We start from the raw sequence: 16,500 nt of genomic DNA on the forward strand, positions 1-16,500 counted from the left end.
ACAATGCCAAAACGTACTGACATTAAAAGTATTCTAATTCTAGGTGCTGGCCCGATCGTTATCGGCCAAGCATGTGAGTTCGATTACTCTGGTGCTCAAGCTTGTAAAGCGCTTCGAGAAGAAGGTTACCGAGTTATTCTTGTAAACTCGAACCCAGCGACCATCATGACTGACCCTGATATGGCTGATGCAACTTACATCGAGCCTATCCAGTGGGAAGTTGTTCGCAACATCATTGCGAAAGAGAAGCCAGATGCAGTTCTACCTACAATGGGTGGCCAAACAGCACTTAACTGTGCACTAGACCTAGAGAAACACGGTGTTCTTGAAGAGTTCGGTGTAGAAATGATTGGTGCAACGGCTGACGCTATCGATAAAGCAGAAGACCGTTCTCGTTTCGATAAAGCGATGAAGTCTATCGGCCTTGAGTGTCCACGCGCTGATACTGCTAAAACAATGGAAGAAGCTTACGGCGTTCTAGATATGGTTGGCTTCCCATGTATCATCCGTCCATCATTTACTATGGGTGGTACTGGCGGTGGTATCGCATACAACAAAGAAGAATTTGAAGAAATCTGTCGTCGTGGTCTGGATCTATCTCCAACCAACGAGCTTCTAATCGATGAATCTCTTATCGGTTGGAAAGAGTACGAGATGGAAGTGGTTCGTGACAAAGCGGACAACTGTATCATCGTATGTGCGATTGAAAACTTTGACCCAATGGGCATCCACACGGGTGACTCAATCACAGTTGCACCAGCACAGACACTAACAGACAAAGAATACCAACTGATGCGTAACGCATCTCTAGCAGTACTGCGTGAGATTGGTGTTGAAACAGGTGGGTCAAACGTACAGTTTGGTATCAACCCGAAAGATGGCCGTATGGTTATCATCGAGATGAACCCACGTGTATCTCGTTCTTCTGCACTAGCGTCTAAAGCGACAGGTTTCCCAATCGCTAAGATTGCAGCGAAACTGGCTGTGGGTTACACATTAGATGAACTGCAAAATGACATCACGGGTGGCGCAACACCAGCATCATTCGAACCAACAATCGACTACGTAGTAACTAAGATTCCTCGTTTTAACTTCGAGAAATTTGTAGGTGCTAACGACCGTCTAACGACGCAAATGAAGTCTGTTGGTGAAGTTATGGCTATCGGCCGTAACCAGCAAGAGTCTCTACAAAAAGCACTTCGCGGCCTAGAAGTTGGCGCGACAGGCTTTGACGAAATGGTTGACCTAGATGCGCCTGACGCACTAACAACAATCCGTCACGAACTAAAAGAAGCTGGCGCAGAGCGTATTTGGTACATCGCGGATGCATTCCGTGCGGGTATGTCTGTAGATGGCGTATTCAACCTAACGCAAATCGACCGTTGGTTCCTAGTTCAAATCGAAGACATCGTTAAGCTTGAGCAAGAGCTTAAAGCGAAAGGCTTTGCTGGTCTGAACAAAGACGAGCTAAACAAGCTTAAGCGTAAAGGTTTTGCGGATGCACGCCTATCTAAGATTCTGGGTGTAGCAGAAAGCGAAATCCGTCGTCTACGTGACCAATACGATATCCACCCAGTGTACAAGCGCGTTGATACGTGTGCGGCTGAGTTCTCTTCAGATACGGCTTACATGTACTCATCTTACGATGACGAATGTGAAGCAAACCCAACAGACAAAGACAAGATCATGATTCTTGGTGGCGGTCCAAACCGTATCGGCCAAGGTATTGAATTTGACTACTGTTGTGTACACGCATCGCTAGCTCTACGTGAAGATGGCTATGAAACTATCATGGTTAACTGTAACCCTGAGACTGTTTCAACGGATTACGACACTTCTGACCGTCTGTACTTCGAACCAGTAACTCTGGAAGATGTACTAGCAATCGCTCGTGTTGAGAAGCCAAAAGGCGTTATCGTTCAGTACGGTGGTCAAACGCCACTTAAACTGGCTCGCGCACTTGAAGCGGCTGGCGTGCCAATCATCGGTACTAGCCCTGACGCAATCGACCGTGCAGAAGACCGTGAGCGTTTCCAAGTTGCTGTTGACCGTCTAGGTCTTCTACAACCAGAGAACGCGACAGTAACAACAATGGAACAAGCGGTAGAGAAATCTCGCGAAATCGGTTTCCCATTGGTTGTACGTCCTTCTTACGTGCTTGGTGGTCGTGCGATGGAAATCGTATACGACGAGCAAGACTTACGTCGCTACTTCAACGAAGCTGTAAGCGTATCGAACGAATCTCCAGTTCTTCTTGATAGCTTCCTAGATGACGCGGTTGAAGTGGATATCGATGCTATCTGTGACGGTGAGCGCGTAGTTATCGGCGGTATCATGGAGCACATCGAACAAGCGGGTGTTCACTCAGGTGACTCAGCATGTTCTCTTCCGGCTTACACGCTAAGCCAAGAAATCCAAGACGTAATGCGTGAGCAAGTTGAAAAGCTGGCGTTCGAGTTGGGTGTTCGTGGCCTGATGAACACGCAGTTTGCTGTGAAGAACAACCAAGTCTACCTAATCGAGGTTAACCCTCGTGCAGCACGTACGGTACCGTTCGTATCTAAAGCAACTGGCGCACCAATCGCTAAGATTGCAGCACGTGTAATGGCGGGTCAATCGCTAGAGTCTCAAGGCTTTACGAAAGAAATCATCCCACCTTACTACTCAGTGAAAGAAGTGGTACTTCCATTCAACAAGTTCCCAGGTGTTGACCCACTATTAGGCCCAGAAATGCGCTCTACTGGTGAAGTTATGGGTGTTGGTGCAACGTTCGCAGAAGCTTACTCTAAAGCTGAATTGGGTTGTGGCAACATCTACCCAGAAGGCGGTCGTGCACTTCTTTCTGTTCGCGAAGGCGACAAAGAGCGTGTTGTAGACCTAGCATCTAAGCTATCTAAGCTTGGCTACCAGCTAGACGCAACACACGGTACAGCAGTTATTCTTGGCGAAGCGGGCATCAACCCACGTCTAGTAAACAAGGTACACGAAGGCCGTCCTCATATTCTTGACCGTATCAAGAACAACGAGTACACCTACATCGTGAACACTGCAGCTGGCCGTCAAGCGATTGAAGATTCTAAAGTTCTTCGTCGTGGTGCACTTGCTGAGAAAGTGAACTACACAACAACGCTAAACGCAGCGTTTGCAACGTGTATGGCTCACACAGCTGACGCGAAGACGACAGTAACTTCTGTTCAAGAGCTACACGCTCAGGTGAAAGCTTCTCAAGCTTAATTTGTCTTAGCTAACTGAACTGAAGTTAGCGGATATAAATGCTCAAAGCCCACTCTTCGGAGTGGGCTTTTTTATGTCTGTGATACTGCGTTAGTTAAATGATGAATATTTGGAATAGGTTAAAATCTTGTGTTTCGTTATTGATCGCCTGCTCAGGATGGTAAGTTGTCGCTACACGAGACTTTGAGGCGTTGGGTATATGGAAATCACTCTGGAAATATTGGCTATCTTATTTGTTGTCGCAACGGCAGCAGGCTTTATCGATGCGATGGCTGGCGGTGGCGGGCTACTGACTTTGCCAGCATTACTCGCAGCGGGAGTTCCACCGACACAAGCCCTAGCAACTAACAAGCTTCAAAGCTCTTTTGGCAGTTTTTCCGCAAGCTGGTACTTCGTGCGTAACGGTATCGTTAGTATCAAGGAGATGCGTCTTGCCATTTTGTGTACCTTCGTTGGCTCGGCGATTGGTGCAGAACTCGTTCAGTTCATTGATGCGAGCTTATTGACCAGCGTGATCCCACTGCTGCTGATCGCTATCTCACTCTATTTCTTATTAGCACCACAAACTAAAGCCTCTGAAGGTAAACAGAAGATCTCTGAAGCCATGTTTGCTTTGTGTGTTGGCGGTGGTGTTGGCTTTTACGATGGCTTCTTTGGGCCAGGTACCGGCTCTATCTTCACTGTCTGCTTTGTCGCAATTGGTCATTTCTCATTAGTCGATGCGACTGCTCGTACTAAGGTGTTGAACTTCACCTCTAACATCGCTGCACTGATCTTCTTTATTTTGGCAGGCTTGCCAATTTGGGAACTCGGCTTAGTGATGGCAATTGGTGGCTTTATGGGGGCTCAGCTAGGCGCGAAAGTGGTGGTGACAAAAGGGCAGAAGTGGATTCGCCCCTTAGTGATTGTGATGTCGATGCTCATGGCGTTTAAACTGCTTTGGGAACAGCATCAACAATGGATTCTATCAGTGTTTTAACCCGTGGAGACTGGTAGCTATTTGGCCTCACGCAGATATGAATCGGTCGAATTAAGCCCGCTAATTCTGGGAAACTATACAGATATTGAGATTCAATATTGAGTGTTTTTACGATCGAGAGTGGGATCAAAGCAGGTCCTGTCCCACCTAATGCAAGCTGCGCCGCTGCGGTGTAAGCGTCCATTTCCATCAAAGGCTTAATGCCAAATTTTTCTAGTACTGAGAGCTGGTAAGAGTTGGCTGGATTAGTCATGTCATTCGTGATGACTTTGGGTGGAAGCCCGTTCAGCGGCAACTTACTTACAATGTAAAAGGGCTCGTCGAACAGGTGAAATGTCATCAACCCATGATGTGGCGGCAACAAGCCTGCGCATAAACCTAGGGTTGCCTTACCGGACTGAACTCGCTCGATGATTCTGGGCGTGTGGTTGGTGGTTATGGTGATGTATTTATCCTGTTGAATAAACTGCCCCATCATTTCACCTAAATAGCCGGCTATCAGAGACTTAGAGCTATCTAAGGTGATGAGAGTGGTATCTTCCAGTTCTTGCTGTTCATAAATAAGACCACGAAGTTCATTGAACGTAGGACCAATACTCTCGATCAGTGCTATCGCATCTGGCGTGAGTTTTATCTGACGACCGCTCGGCTCAATAAGCTTTTTACCCAACTTCTTTTCTAAGTTAGCAATCCGTTTGCTTACCGCTGATTGGCTGATATACAGCAAACTGCCAGTGCGGCTCATGGTTTTGGCTTTACTCAAAACCAAGAGAGTTTCGATTCCTTCGAGTAGCATTTGATGGTATTCATGAAAGTTGGGAATGATACCTCCAACTTATCTCAATCAAGGCCGTTGCTCTAGCTTTTGTTTATGAGTTCTTGAACCAAGCTGGCGATTCTTGAACCGTAGTATTGAGCAGTGAGCAAGTCATTGTGGTTAACGTTATCTTCACCATCATCGATACTAGACACTAAACCAATGTTTGAGCCAGTGCGGTTTAACCCTAAATTATCTGTGTGTCTTGATGCGTCTAAGCCAACCCAAAGCATTCCGTGCTGGCAAGCTAGAGTGAAAAAGCTAAGCAAGGTTTGTTGTTGCTCTCCATTAAGACTTCCGCCAGAGGTGAAGCCAGCAGCGAGCTTGTTTCGCCATAGCTTCTTGCAGTAGTTATCACTACTCGCATCCATAAAACTTTTAAACTGAGCGGCAGGTGAACCCATGTAGGTTGGAGCGCCAAAAACGATCGCATTACAACTGTCTAGGAGTTTGAGCTTTTTGTCATTGTCATATCGGCCTTCAATGATCTCCGAAGGCAGCACTTCGATGAGTAGGGCTGAGTCAGGTAGCTGTGTGTTTATGCCCTCTGCGAGCAGTTCGGCGACCTGCTTAGTTGCGCCGCATTTAGAAAAGAAAACAATTCCAATTTTATTACTGCTCATCCTAGAGCCCTCATTGTTAGTAAATGAATATGTTTATAAAGTCATTCGTTTACTAATATAGCTCGTCAATCAATTAAGTAAATAAAAAACATTACTAAGTTAAAGGTGGATATGTGGAAGTGACTTGAAGGGGAGAGGAAGGGCAAATGGCTGAGGTGGTAAGATTAAAAAGGCCCCTAAGCGGAGCCCTTTTCTTTTTAGCGATAGCTTATTTTATCGCGAAAGTTGGTAACGATAAGTGCCAACGAATGGCGCCAAGTCTGATCAACAATGTAGAGAATACGCCAGCTAGGAAGGCTGTCTCTGAATCGTGGCCCATGCGAATAGCCATAGTGTGGAATGCTCCGCCGATGATACAAGCGGTCGCGTAGACTTCGCTTCGCAGGATCATCGGTACTTCTCGGGCAAGTACGTCACGAATAATGCCGCCGCCACAGCCTGTAATTACGCCCATGATGATGGCAACCAATGCTGAGTCTTGATAAGCCAATGCTTTTTCAACACCAATACCAACGAACACGGCTAAACCTATGGCGTCACAGACGGGTAGGATCCACCATGCCAAACGCTTGGGGCGTCTCACGATGATCATAGTTAATAAACAGGTAACGATAATGACCCAAAGATAGGTGGTATCGGTTATCCAAAAAACAGGAGTAGCACCCAGTGCCATGTCTCGAATTGTACCTCCGCCAATAGCGGTTACACTGCCGAGAACGGCGACACCAAAAGGGTCCATTTTTAGGCGTCCAGCAACAAATACGCCTGAGATAGCAAAGATGGCAGTGCCAAATAAATCGATAATATAAAGCAGCATGGAGTCCATGATACTGGTGCTCTTATTGTTAAAATTGTAGGGACAGGTCGGTGGCGAATTGTACGAAAAAACAGACTAAAAAGTTAGTGATTTTCTCGGACTCTATCGAAGTAATCGCACACTTGCTGGATAGCTTGCAAAGTTCTTGTGGTTGGTCGGTTAATCCAGTCTGAATTGAGCGACCATATCTGATTTTTAGCGACGGCTGGGATCTCTTCCGCCCACGGTTGCCACATGGTTCCATTCTCAATAGCGTGCTGAGAAGTGAAGATCACTTGCGGTTTATTCAGCACAACTTGCTCAATACCGACTTGCGGGTAGGGTGAAGCGCTGTCTTCAAAAATATTTCGGCCGCCACAAAACTCAAATACTTCACTTGGCCAGTGTCCTTGTGCCACGGTGATAATAGGTTTTTCACTTAGCTGGTAGAAGTAGCTGACAGGCTCCGCATCTTTGTATTTTAGCCTTAATGCGTTGAGCTGCTCTTTGTATTGCTTAGCATTGTTCTCACCGATACTCGGATCGCTGGCGTATTGGCTAAGTTGCTCTATATTGGTCGCGATGCTGTCTAGGCTTTTGGTTTTCGAGTAATAAATATTAAAGCCAAACTGCTCCAGTTTCGCCAGTTCTCTCGGTGGGTTACCCGCTGGCCAAGCAAGGATAAGATCTGGCTGAAGCGCGATGATTTTCTCAACCTTGATACCTTGATAGTTTGCCACTTTTTCTAGCTTATCGGCTTGTGGTGGGTAATCACTTCGTTCACTCACAGCAACTAAGTTATCGCCTAAACCCGCACTGTATGCGAGCTCTGTGGCGTGAGGGGCTAAGCTGACCACGCGTTTTGCCTTAGTTACTTCGGTTGCAAGCGTGCTTGGTATCCATAAGCTAAAGCTGATCGCGAAAGTTGCACATGATGTAACAAGTTGAGAGGGTTTCACTTTAAATCCCTTGGTGAATAATGAGTAAGGCTAAGCTTTGTAAGAATATCCAAATAGCGATGCGTCCAAATAGCAGCTTTTGAACCTGTGATAAGTGCAGTGCGGATGGGGCGATTCTTCCGCCTAATTTTGCGCGAATGGCTTTGGTATCGTTGTAAATAGCCGGACCACCGAGTGATAGCTCAAGCTTATTGCCTACTGCTGTAATCAACCACGCAGGGCCTGGCAGAGGCCAAGAGCGACTTTGAGTTAGCATCATCTTAAGTGTGTGAGACGCTTTATCACCGCATACGATCATCAAGGCAAATAAACGCATTGGGATAAATTCGAGGATAGCGACAATCTTGATTGCCGTTGAGCCAAAAGGAGAGAACTGCTTGCGGCTTGGTGACCAAGCTCGGGCTAATTCGACAATCAGACGATACATTAATGCCGCGATTCCGCCTCCGATGGCGTACCAAAATAGGACACAAACCACATTACGACCGTAGCCCATGATGATAGTTTCAGCTCCAGCTTTCCCAAGCCCTAACGATGATAGTGAATCGGTTTGGCGATTGACAATCGGAGCCAGTAATTGACGCGCTGTCGCTTTATCTTCTTGGCTAAGTGTTTTGATGAGCTGACTCGCTAGCTTTTCATTGTTACGCCAATCGATAGCGAGCAGTAACAAAGGCAGTTGGAACAGTTGAGTCTGCCAAACCAGAGGTTGCAGTGCCAAGAGAATAATCAGAGTTGGAAGTACCATTAACCCCCAGGCTAAGGTACCGGAGATAAGGCTTTGGGAGTAACTCTGATTGTTGTTGACCTTAGTTGCTAGTAGCTCAGCAAACTTATGCCATAAGGTCGTGGGGTGTGCGGCATGAGGGATAGGTAGAATCAAATGAAAAAGCAGTGCTCCCCACATTACAAGGAGCACGCCATTTGCAAATACCTGATCAAACAGTGTTTGCATGCTTAGTCGCCTACTTTAGTAGGGCAACCATTTTGATAACCATTTCAGAAGAGCTTTGTGCTGCTAGTGGCAGGAACTCTTCAAAGCTCATTGGTGATTCTTTGTCTGCAACATCAGAGATTGCACGAACAACCACAAATGGTACCTGGAACTGGTGACAAGCTTGAGCAATTGCAGAAGCTTCCATTTCTACAGCTACTACTGATGGGAAGTGCTTACGGATGAACTCTTGGCGTTCTGCAGTGCAAACAAACGCGTCGCCAGTACAGATAAGACCACGAACCGCGTGCTTGTCTTCCATTTGAGCTAGCGCTTGCTCAGCGACTTTCATTAGGTTCTCGTCTGCTCTGAATGCCGCTGGTTGACCTGCCATTTGACCGATTTCGTAACCGAAAGCTGTTACGTCTGCGTCGTGGTGACGCACTTCGGTAGAGATAACCACATCACCAAGGTTTAGAGTTGAATCAAAACCGCCAGCAGAGCCAGTGTTTAGAACGACATCTGGTTGGTATTCGCTTAGTAGGATAGAAGTACCAACTGCTGCAGCTACTTTACCAATGCCTGATTGAAGCAAAACAACGTCAACACCATTTAGCTGACCAGAGAAAAAGGTACAACCGCCTTTATTAACTTCAGTAATGTCTGAAATAGCTGCTTTTAGGATCGCAACTTCTTGCTCCATTGCGCCAATGATGCCGATTTTCATGTGTAGTCTCTTAATTAAAAATATTTAAACAGTAGAGCGAAATTGTAGCATGGATAAGAAGCGTCGAGCGACTGCCCAGAAGCACTTCTCATCCGAATAGTGTGGATTTACTCCAGTATTCTTTGTCTATTTGATTAGACCTTCGCTTTGCAAGCTAGCACGGAGTTGTTCTGCTCGTTTACGGTTCACACCAAAATCAGAGTAGCCTGTACGAGACTCGGAGCGAACGATGAGCTTGTCTCCATCGACTTTTAGCTCAAGGTCATCGACAAAGCGCATGATGCGTAAGGTGCACTCAACACGCAGGTAATCATCGGTTTTGTTGGCCGTTTTCGCGCCCGGCAAAGTTAGAGCAACTTGCTCAATGGCATCAAGGTTTGCTGAATCGGATAGTTCGTACGCAGCCAAAGCATGTTGTTCACGGTCATCTTGTGTTGATACGCAATTAGGTTTGTCACCACAAGGTGATGAGGTTCTGTCTTTCATGTCCGTGATTCCTTGGCTGCAAGCGGTCAATGTTAAAAGTGATAGCGAGAGGAGAGCGGCTTTTTTCATTGTGTTTCCTATGGCTTGTTTTTAATTCTAATTGTAGTTATCAGAATTGGCTTGTTTGCTGTTTTTTGTTCCGCTTGTGATAAACGTATCTAATTCAAAAAAGGATCCATAATTGGATCCTTTTTTATAGTAACGAACTGAGTAATAAAGGAAACCCACTCACACTTCTAGGTAATCTAATATCCCTTCAGCGGCTTTGCGGCCTTCATCGATAGCGGTCACCACTAAGTCAGAGCCGCGAACCGCATCGCCACCTGCAAATATTTTGCTGTTGGTGGTTTGGTACTGAAACTCTTGCTGACCGGGCGCTTTAATACGGCCCCATTGATCAAGTTCGACACCGAAAGGTTCTAACCATTCCATAGCGTGAGGTTGGAAACCAAATGCCATGATCACGGCATCGGCTTCAAGAATGTGCTCACTGCCTTCAACCGGTTCTGGGCGACGACGACCTGCTTCATCAGGTTCACCTAATGCGGTTTTCACGACTTTAACGCCAGCAACATGCCCAGAGCTATCAAGCTCTAAGCCGATAGGCTGGAGGTTAAACTTGAATTTCACGCCTTCTTCACGTGCATTCTTCACTTCACGGCGAGAGCCTGGCATGTTGGCCTCATCTCGACGATAAGCACACACCACATCAGCCGCATTCTGACGAATAGAGGTTCGAACACAGTCCATTGCGGTATCACCACCACCAAGCACGACGACTTTCTTACCTTGCATATCGATGAATGGGGTTGGGTTTTCCAGCTCCATGACCTTGTAGGTATTCGAAATTAAGAATGGCAGAGCGTCATAAACACCCGGTGCATCTTCATTATCTAGACCGGCGCGCATGTTTTTATAAGTGCCTACACCAAGGAAAACAGCGTCGTAATCATCGACCAGCTCTTGAAGTTGAATGTCTTTGCCAACTTCGGTATTCATTCGGAATTCAACGCCCATCTCGCTAAAGATGCGGCGACGATTCTCCATGATACCTTTCTCAAGCTTGAACGATGGAATACCAAAAGTGAGGAGACCACCTATCTCTGGGTAACGATCAAACACAACGGCTTTCACACCATTACGTACTAAGATATCAGCCGCCGCAAGACCAGCTGGACCCGCACCGATGATTGCGACCTTTTTATCGGTCCATTCAACGTGAGACATGTCTGGCTTCCAACCCATCTCAAAGGCTTTATCGGTAATGTACTTTTCAATGTTACCTATGGTGACGGCACCAAAATCGTCATTGAGGGTACAAGAGCCTTCACACAAGCGGTCTTGAGGGCACACACGGCCACATACTTCTGGCAGGCTGTTGGTCTGGTGAGATAGTTCAGCTGCTTCGATAATGCGCCCTTCATTGGCAAGCTTAAGCCACTGAGGGATGTAGTTGTGAACTGGACATTTCCATTCACAATAAGGGTTACCACAATCTAAACAGCGGTCTGCTTGTGCTTTGGCTTGCTGTTTAGTGAACGGTTCGTAGATCTCTACAAACTCAATCTTACGTATCTTGATTGGTTTCTTCGCTGGGTCTACGCGATTCACATCAATAAATTGGTATACATTCTGGCTCATTATTGGCTCCTTCCAATTATTGCGCTTGAACACGAAGTTCAGCTGAGCTGCGGCTTTGGTGGCCGAGCAAGGTGTTGAGATCCGCCGTCTTTGGTTTCACTAGATAGAACTTCGGAATCCATTCATCAAAGTTCGCCAGAATAGCTTCAGCATGTACTGAGCCCGTCTCTTCTAAGTGCTCTGCAATTAAGCCACGCAGATGTTCTTGGTGGATATATAAGTCAGATAGGGAAAGCGCCTCAACTGACTCGTTGTTCACTCGACCTTGGAAGTCTTCATTCTTATCCATGACATAAGCGAAGCCGCCCGTCATACCAGCACCGAAGTTAACGCCAGTTGCGCCAAGAATGGCAACAATACCGCCTGTCATGTATTCACAAGCGTTGTCACCCGCCCCCTCAATCACGGCAACCGTGCCTGAGTTGCGTACGCCAAATCGTTCGCCTGCGGTACCTGCTGCAAATAACTTGCCTCCGGTTGCCCCATACAAGCAGGTGTTACCTATGATGGTTGCTTCGTTACAAGTAAATGCGGTGCCTTGGTGAGGCTTAATGACTACCTTACCGCCAGCCATGCCTTTACCAACATAGTCATTGGCATCGCCTGTTAGATACAGCTCAACGCCGCCAGCATTCCAAACTGCGAAAGATTGGCCTGCAGTACCGTCTAAGTACAATTTGATTGGTGAGCCTGCCATGCCTTGGTTGCCGTATCGCTTAGCAATTTCGCCAGAGATACGAGCACCAATCGAACGGTCTGTATTAATAACGTTGTAGTAAAGGCTGGTGGATTGTCTTTTCTCAATCGCATCGAGTGCATCGTCTAGGATCTGCTGGTTGAGCTGAGCCTTATCAAATGGCGCGTTTGGTTCGGTCCAATACAGAGGATGCCCCTCTGGTGATACCGGAGCTTCCAGTATCGATGAGAGATCCAGTTTACTCTGTTGCGCAGTCAGGCCTTCAACAGCCTCCAGTAAATCTGTGCGTCCGATTAGGTCAGTGAGTTTTTCTACACCAAGGTCAGCAAGGTGTTGGCGAACTTCATCGGCTAAGCCTGTAAAGTAGTTCACCACCATGTCTGGTAGCCCTTTGAAATATTCGCGGCGCAATGTTTCATCTTGAGTCGCAACGCCTGTCGCACAGTTATTGAGGTGGCAGATTCGTAAGAATTTACAACCCATTGCCACCATCGGTGCAGTACCAAAGCCAAAGCTTTCAGCACCGAGAATCGCGCCTTTAATCACATCGAGACCGGTTTTCAGACCACCATCAACTTGCAGGCGGATCTTATGACGAAGGCCGTTAGCAACCAGTGCTTGCTGAGTTTCTGCTAACCCAAGTTCCCAAGGGCAACCCGCGTATTTTACCGAGGTTAGTGGGCTAGCTGCGGTACCGCCATCGTAACCAGAAATAGTGATCAGATCGGCGTAGGCTTTTGCTACACCAGTCGCGATAGTACCAACACCTGGTTCAGACACTAACTTCACAGAAACCAAAGCTTTAGGGTTAACTTGCTTAAGGTCGAAAATCAGCTGAGCCAAATCTTCGATTGAGTAGATATCGTGGTGTGGAGGAGGAGAGATCAGAGTGATACCCTGAACCGAGTATCTCAGTTTGGCGATTTCTGCCGTCACCTTATGACCTGGCAGTTGGCCACCCTCTCCAGGTTTAGCGCCTTGTGCGACCTTGATTTGCAGAACATCTGCATTGGTTAGGTAATGTGGTGTGACACCAAAACGACCAGACGCAATCTGCTTGATGCGTGAGTTACGGTCGGTACCAAAGCGTCGTGGATCTTCACCACCTTCGCCAGAGTTTGAGTAACCACCCAAGCGGTTCATCGCCATCGCTAATGCTTCATGCGCTTCTGGGCTCAGAGCACCAATCGACATTGCAGCTGAGTCAAAGCGCTTAAAGAGATCGCTACTCGGCTCGACTTGCTCAAGGGCTAATGGTTTATCGGCTTTCTTCAGGCTCATTAAGTCACGTAACATAGCCGCAGGGCGAGCATTGACTTGCTTTGCAAAAGAGAGGTAATCCGATGTTTCGCCAGTTTTTACTGCGGTTTGCAGTGTACCGACCACGTCTGGGTTATAAGCGTGATATTCACCACCATGGACGTATTTCAGTAAACCACCGTGCTCGATTGGCTTACGCTTGGTCCATGCTTTACGCGATAGGTTGTAAATATCTTGCTGGAAATCGCTAAAGCTTGCGCCTTGGATTCGAGTAGTGACTCCACGGAAACAGAGCTCAACGACGTCAGAATGTAGGCCAACGGCTTCGAAAAGCTGCGAACAGCGGTAAGAAGCAATGGTTGAAATACCCATCTTCGACATGATCTTATACAGACCTTTGTTGATGCCGTTTTGGTAATTCTGCATCGCTGCGCGATAGTCTTTGTCTAAAGAGCCATCATCGAGCATCTTGCCTAAGGCTTCATAAGCAAGGTACGGATAAACCGCAGTCGCACCAAAGCCAAGTAGTACCGCGAATTGGTGTGGATCGCGAGCGGTTGCTGTTTCCACTACGATGTTGGCATCACAACGTAGGTTGGTATCAGCAAGGCGAGCCTGCACTGCACCAACCGCCATTGCTGCTGGAATTGGCAGTTTACCTTTCTCTAAACCTTTATCTGACAACACAACTAAAACCGCACCGTCACGTACTTCTTGTTCCGCACGATCACATACGGCATTGATGGCTTGTTCGAGATCTTGCTGAGCTGGATCGTAGTGCATGCTTAGGATCGCATGGCGGTAGTGCTTTTGATTCAGTTGCAGAAGTTGCTGCATGTCTGAGTAAAGAAGAACAGGAGAATCAAATGTCACACGATAGGCGTGACCATCTGTTTCACAGAACACGTTCATCTCTTGGCCAATGCTGGTGGCGAGCGACATCACGTGCTTTTCACGTAGAGGATCAATCGGTGGGTTGGTGACTTGGGCAAACTTCTGACGGAAATAATCAGTGACTAGTCGCTCTTTCGAAGAGAGTACTGCCATTGGCGTGTCGTCGCCCATTGAGCCGACCGCTTCCTGTCCCATGTCACCAAGCACGCGTAATACTTGATCGGACTCTTCGTTGCTCATCGCAAACTGTTTTTGGTAGGTTTTGAGCGTGTCATCGTCGAAGCTACGCTTACCCACCTGGTCATCATCGAGTTCTGAAAATGGTGTTAGCTTGTGAACGTTCTTTTCCATCCACTCCTTATATGGGTGACGGCCTTTGAGGTCATTGTCGATCTCATTAGATTGCCATAGCTTGCCGCGGCGAGTATCGATAACCAGTAGCTCACCTGGCCCAACACGGCCTTTTTCTGCGACTTCATCTGGCGCATAGTTCCAGATACCAACCTCTGATGCCAGCGTGATTAGGTTGTCTTTGGTAATGACATAGCGCGCAGGACGCAGGCCATTTCTATCGAGGTTACATGCAGCGTAACGACCGTCAGACAGAACGATGCCAGCAGGGCCATCCCACGGTTCCATGTGCTTGGAGTTGAAGTCGTAAAATGCGCGCAGATCTGGATCCATATCTGGGTGGTTCTGCCAAGCGGGCGGAACCAGCATACGCATAGCTCGGAACACATCCATACCACCGGCTAGGAATAGGTCGAGCATGTTATCTAGGCTTGAGGAGTCAGAGCCCGTTTCATTCACGAAAGGTGCGGCGGTCTGCAAATCTGGCAGCAGTGGTGAAGCAAATTTATAGGCACGAGCCTTGGCCCACTGACGGTTACCCTCGATGGTATTGATCTCACCATTGTGCGCTAAATAACGGAATGGCTGCGCGAGAGGCCAACGTGGTTGTGTGTTAGTCGAGAAACGCTGGTGGAACAAACATATTGCTGATTCCATACGTAAGTCTGCAAGATCGAGGTAAAATCGCGGAAGATCGGCAGGCATACACAAGCCTTTGTAGACCATCACTTGTGTTGAAAGGCTACAGATATAGAAATCTTTGTCTTCGGTGATCTGTTTTTCAATTCTGCGACGCGCGATGTATAAGCGGCGTTCGATATCACGCTCACGCCAACCGGCCGGCGCAGAGATAAATACTTGCTGAATATTTGGAACAGAATCTTTTGCGATAGGACCTAATACTTCGGTATTGGTCGGAACTTCACGCCAACCAGCAACGGTCAATGTCTCTTGGGCGAGCTCTTTATTGACGATCTCTTGTGCTGATTGAGCTTTGATTGGATCTTGGCTGAAGAAAATCATGCCAATAGCGTATTGCTTGCCGAGATTAAAATTATTCTCTTCTGCAATAATTCTTAGATAGGAATCGGGCTTCTGTAGTAGTAAGCCACAGCCATCTCCAGTTTTACCATCCGCGGCGATACCACCACGGTGTGTCATGCGATCTAGGGCTGAAATAGCAGTTCTCACCAACTTATGACTAGGTTGGCCTTCCATTTGCGCTATTAAACCAAATCCACAGTTGTCTTTTTCAAGACTAGGATCATATAGAGCCATTGCAATTCTCCCTTTTGCTTCTCTGTCATCCAGACAGTAAATGACTAACTATTCATGTACTTGTTATTTTTTATAAACTTACCATTTTTTAGCTAGTTCAACGTTATCCTTTGTGTTAACAAAACCCAGTGGCTTTATTTTCACCAGTTTTACAACGTATAGCTAATTGTGTTTAAGGTCAAGTTCATGGTTAATTATCATGCATAAACGCGATTAACCACGTAATAATCTAAAATACTCGATTGATATCAATTAGATATGAATAGGAAATGTTAATGATATTTAACATTTATTTTCAGCCCTAAACCACCTACTTCAGTAGGTGGTTATCATTCAGTTTGGCTTTGCCTGTAGTTCTACCCATGTTAAATGCTCCCTTGATTTTTAGCGAAGTCAAAGAGGACAAATAACATGAGCAGATATAATCAAGCTTCCCACGTATTTTGGAGATGTCAATATCACATAGTGTGGACACCAAAGTATCGATTTAGGATTTTGAAAAACAATGTAGGTAAAGAAGTTTATCGATGTATAAACGGCAAAATAGCTTTAAAACTCTTTAGTAAATTTCCATATTTAAGGAGAAACAAACTCTGGGGTAACCACTTTTGGCAAAGGGGCTATTTTGTCGATAGCGTAGGGGTTAATGAAGAAATCATTCGACGCTATGTAAGACATCAAGAGAAAAAAGAGCGCGTGGAGCAGCAGCAACTGGCGTTGGACTAAACAAAGGCCCCCTTTTAGGGGGCTCACACAAAGCCACCTTCTTTAGAAGGTGGTAATTTACAGTAAGGGCGCATCTGTAGTAACAAAATGCTAGATAG

At 46.7% G+C, this 16,500-nt stretch carries 12 protein-coding genes; 3 read left to right on the forward strand and 9 right to left on the reverse strand.

Annotated features, from left to right (window positions below):
- Positions 1-3: 3 nt before the first annotated feature.
- Together carB and L1D55_RS07235 are read left to right on the forward strand one after the other, a co-directional pair.
- Positions 4-3,234: a carbamoyl-phosphate synthase large subunit gene (carB, locus tag L1D55_RS07230; protein WP_239916989.1), complete on the forward strand. Its 3,231-nt coding sequence runs from the start codon at positions 4-6 to the stop codon at positions 3,232-3,234.
- A gap of 199 nt (positions 3,235-3,433) precedes the next feature.
- Positions 3,434-4,213, forward strand: a complete 780-nt coding sequence (locus tag L1D55_RS07235) for a TSUP family transporter (protein ID WP_239916990.1) — start codon at positions 3,434-3,436, stop codon at positions 4,211-4,213.
- Here the strand turns inward: L1D55_RS07235 and L1D55_RS07240 are convergent.
- The 9 genes from L1D55_RS07240 to gltB form a co-directional block, all read right to left on the reverse strand.
- Positions 4,164-5,009 carry a LysR family transcriptional regulator gene (locus L1D55_RS07240; RefSeq protein WP_128162008.1) on the reverse strand — a complete coding sequence of 282 codons (846 nt, stop codon included), beginning with the start codon at positions 5,007-5,009 and terminating at the stop codon, positions 4,164-4,166. The genes L1D55_RS07235 and L1D55_RS07240 overlap by 50 nt on opposite strands.
- A 62-nt stretch (positions 5,010-5,071) precedes the next feature.
- The gene (locus L1D55_RS07245) at positions 5,072-5,653 is read right to left on the reverse strand and encodes a flavodoxin family protein (protein WP_239916991.1); all 582 of its coding nucleotides are present in this window, start codon (positions 5,651-5,653) and stop codon (positions 5,072-5,074) included.
- Positions 5,654-5,861: 208 nt separating this feature from the next.
- The gene (locus L1D55_RS07250) at positions 5,862-6,479 is read right to left on the reverse strand and encodes a TRIC cation channel family protein (RefSeq protein WP_061033370.1); all 618 of its coding nucleotides are present in this window, start codon (positions 6,477-6,479) and stop codon (positions 5,862-5,864) included.
- 74 nt (positions 6,480-6,553) lie between these two features.
- Positions 6,554-7,408 carry a vitamin B12 ABC transporter substrate-binding protein BtuF gene (gene btuF, locus L1D55_RS07255; RefSeq protein WP_239916992.1) on the reverse strand — a complete coding sequence of 285 codons (855 nt, stop codon included), beginning with the start codon at positions 7,406-7,408 and terminating at the stop codon, positions 6,554-6,556.
- Between the two features lies 1 nt (position 7,409).
- On the reverse strand, positions 7,410-8,363 hold the full coding sequence (locus tag L1D55_RS07260) for a cobalamin biosynthesis family protein (protein WP_239916993.1): 954 nt from the start codon (positions 8,361-8,363) through the stop codon (positions 7,410-7,412).
- 10 nt (positions 8,364-8,373) lie between these two features.
- Positions 8,374-9,069, reverse strand: coding sequence for a 5'-methylthioadenosine/S-adenosylhomocysteine nucleosidase (gene mtnN / locus L1D55_RS07265; RefSeq protein WP_239916994.1), 696 nt, complete (start codon positions 9,067-9,069; stop codon positions 8,374-8,376).
- 126 nt (positions 9,070-9,195) lie between these two features.
- Positions 9,196-9,624 (reverse strand): DUF1499 domain-containing protein, encoded by a 429-nt coding sequence (locus tag L1D55_RS07270; RefSeq protein WP_239916995.1) that lies wholly within the window; start codon positions 9,622-9,624, stop codon positions 9,196-9,198.
- Between the two features lie 159 nt (positions 9,625-9,783).
- The gene (locus L1D55_RS07275) at positions 9,784-11,196 is read right to left on the reverse strand and encodes an FAD-dependent oxidoreductase (protein ID WP_239916996.1); all 1,413 of its coding nucleotides are present in this window, start codon (positions 11,194-11,196) and stop codon (positions 9,784-9,786) included.
- A gap of 16 nt (positions 11,197-11,212) precedes the next feature.
- Positions 11,213-15,676: a glutamate synthase large subunit gene (gltB, locus tag L1D55_RS07280; protein ID WP_239916997.1), complete on the reverse strand. Its 4,464-nt coding sequence runs from the start codon at positions 15,674-15,676 to the stop codon at positions 11,213-11,215.
- Between the two features lie 411 nt (positions 15,677-16,087).
- On the opposite strand from gltB, the gene L1D55_RS07285 reads away from it, so the two are divergent.
- Positions 16,088-16,402 (forward strand): transposase, encoded by a 315-nt coding sequence (locus L1D55_RS07285; protein ID WP_239916998.1) that lies wholly within the window; start codon positions 16,088-16,090, stop codon positions 16,400-16,402.
- The last annotated feature ends 98 nt before the right edge of the window (positions 16,403-16,500 follow it).

This window comes from Vibrio sp. Isolate22, from assembly GCF_022398115.1.
Lineage (GTDB): Bacteria > Pseudomonadota > Gammaproteobacteria > Enterobacterales > Vibrionaceae > Vibrio.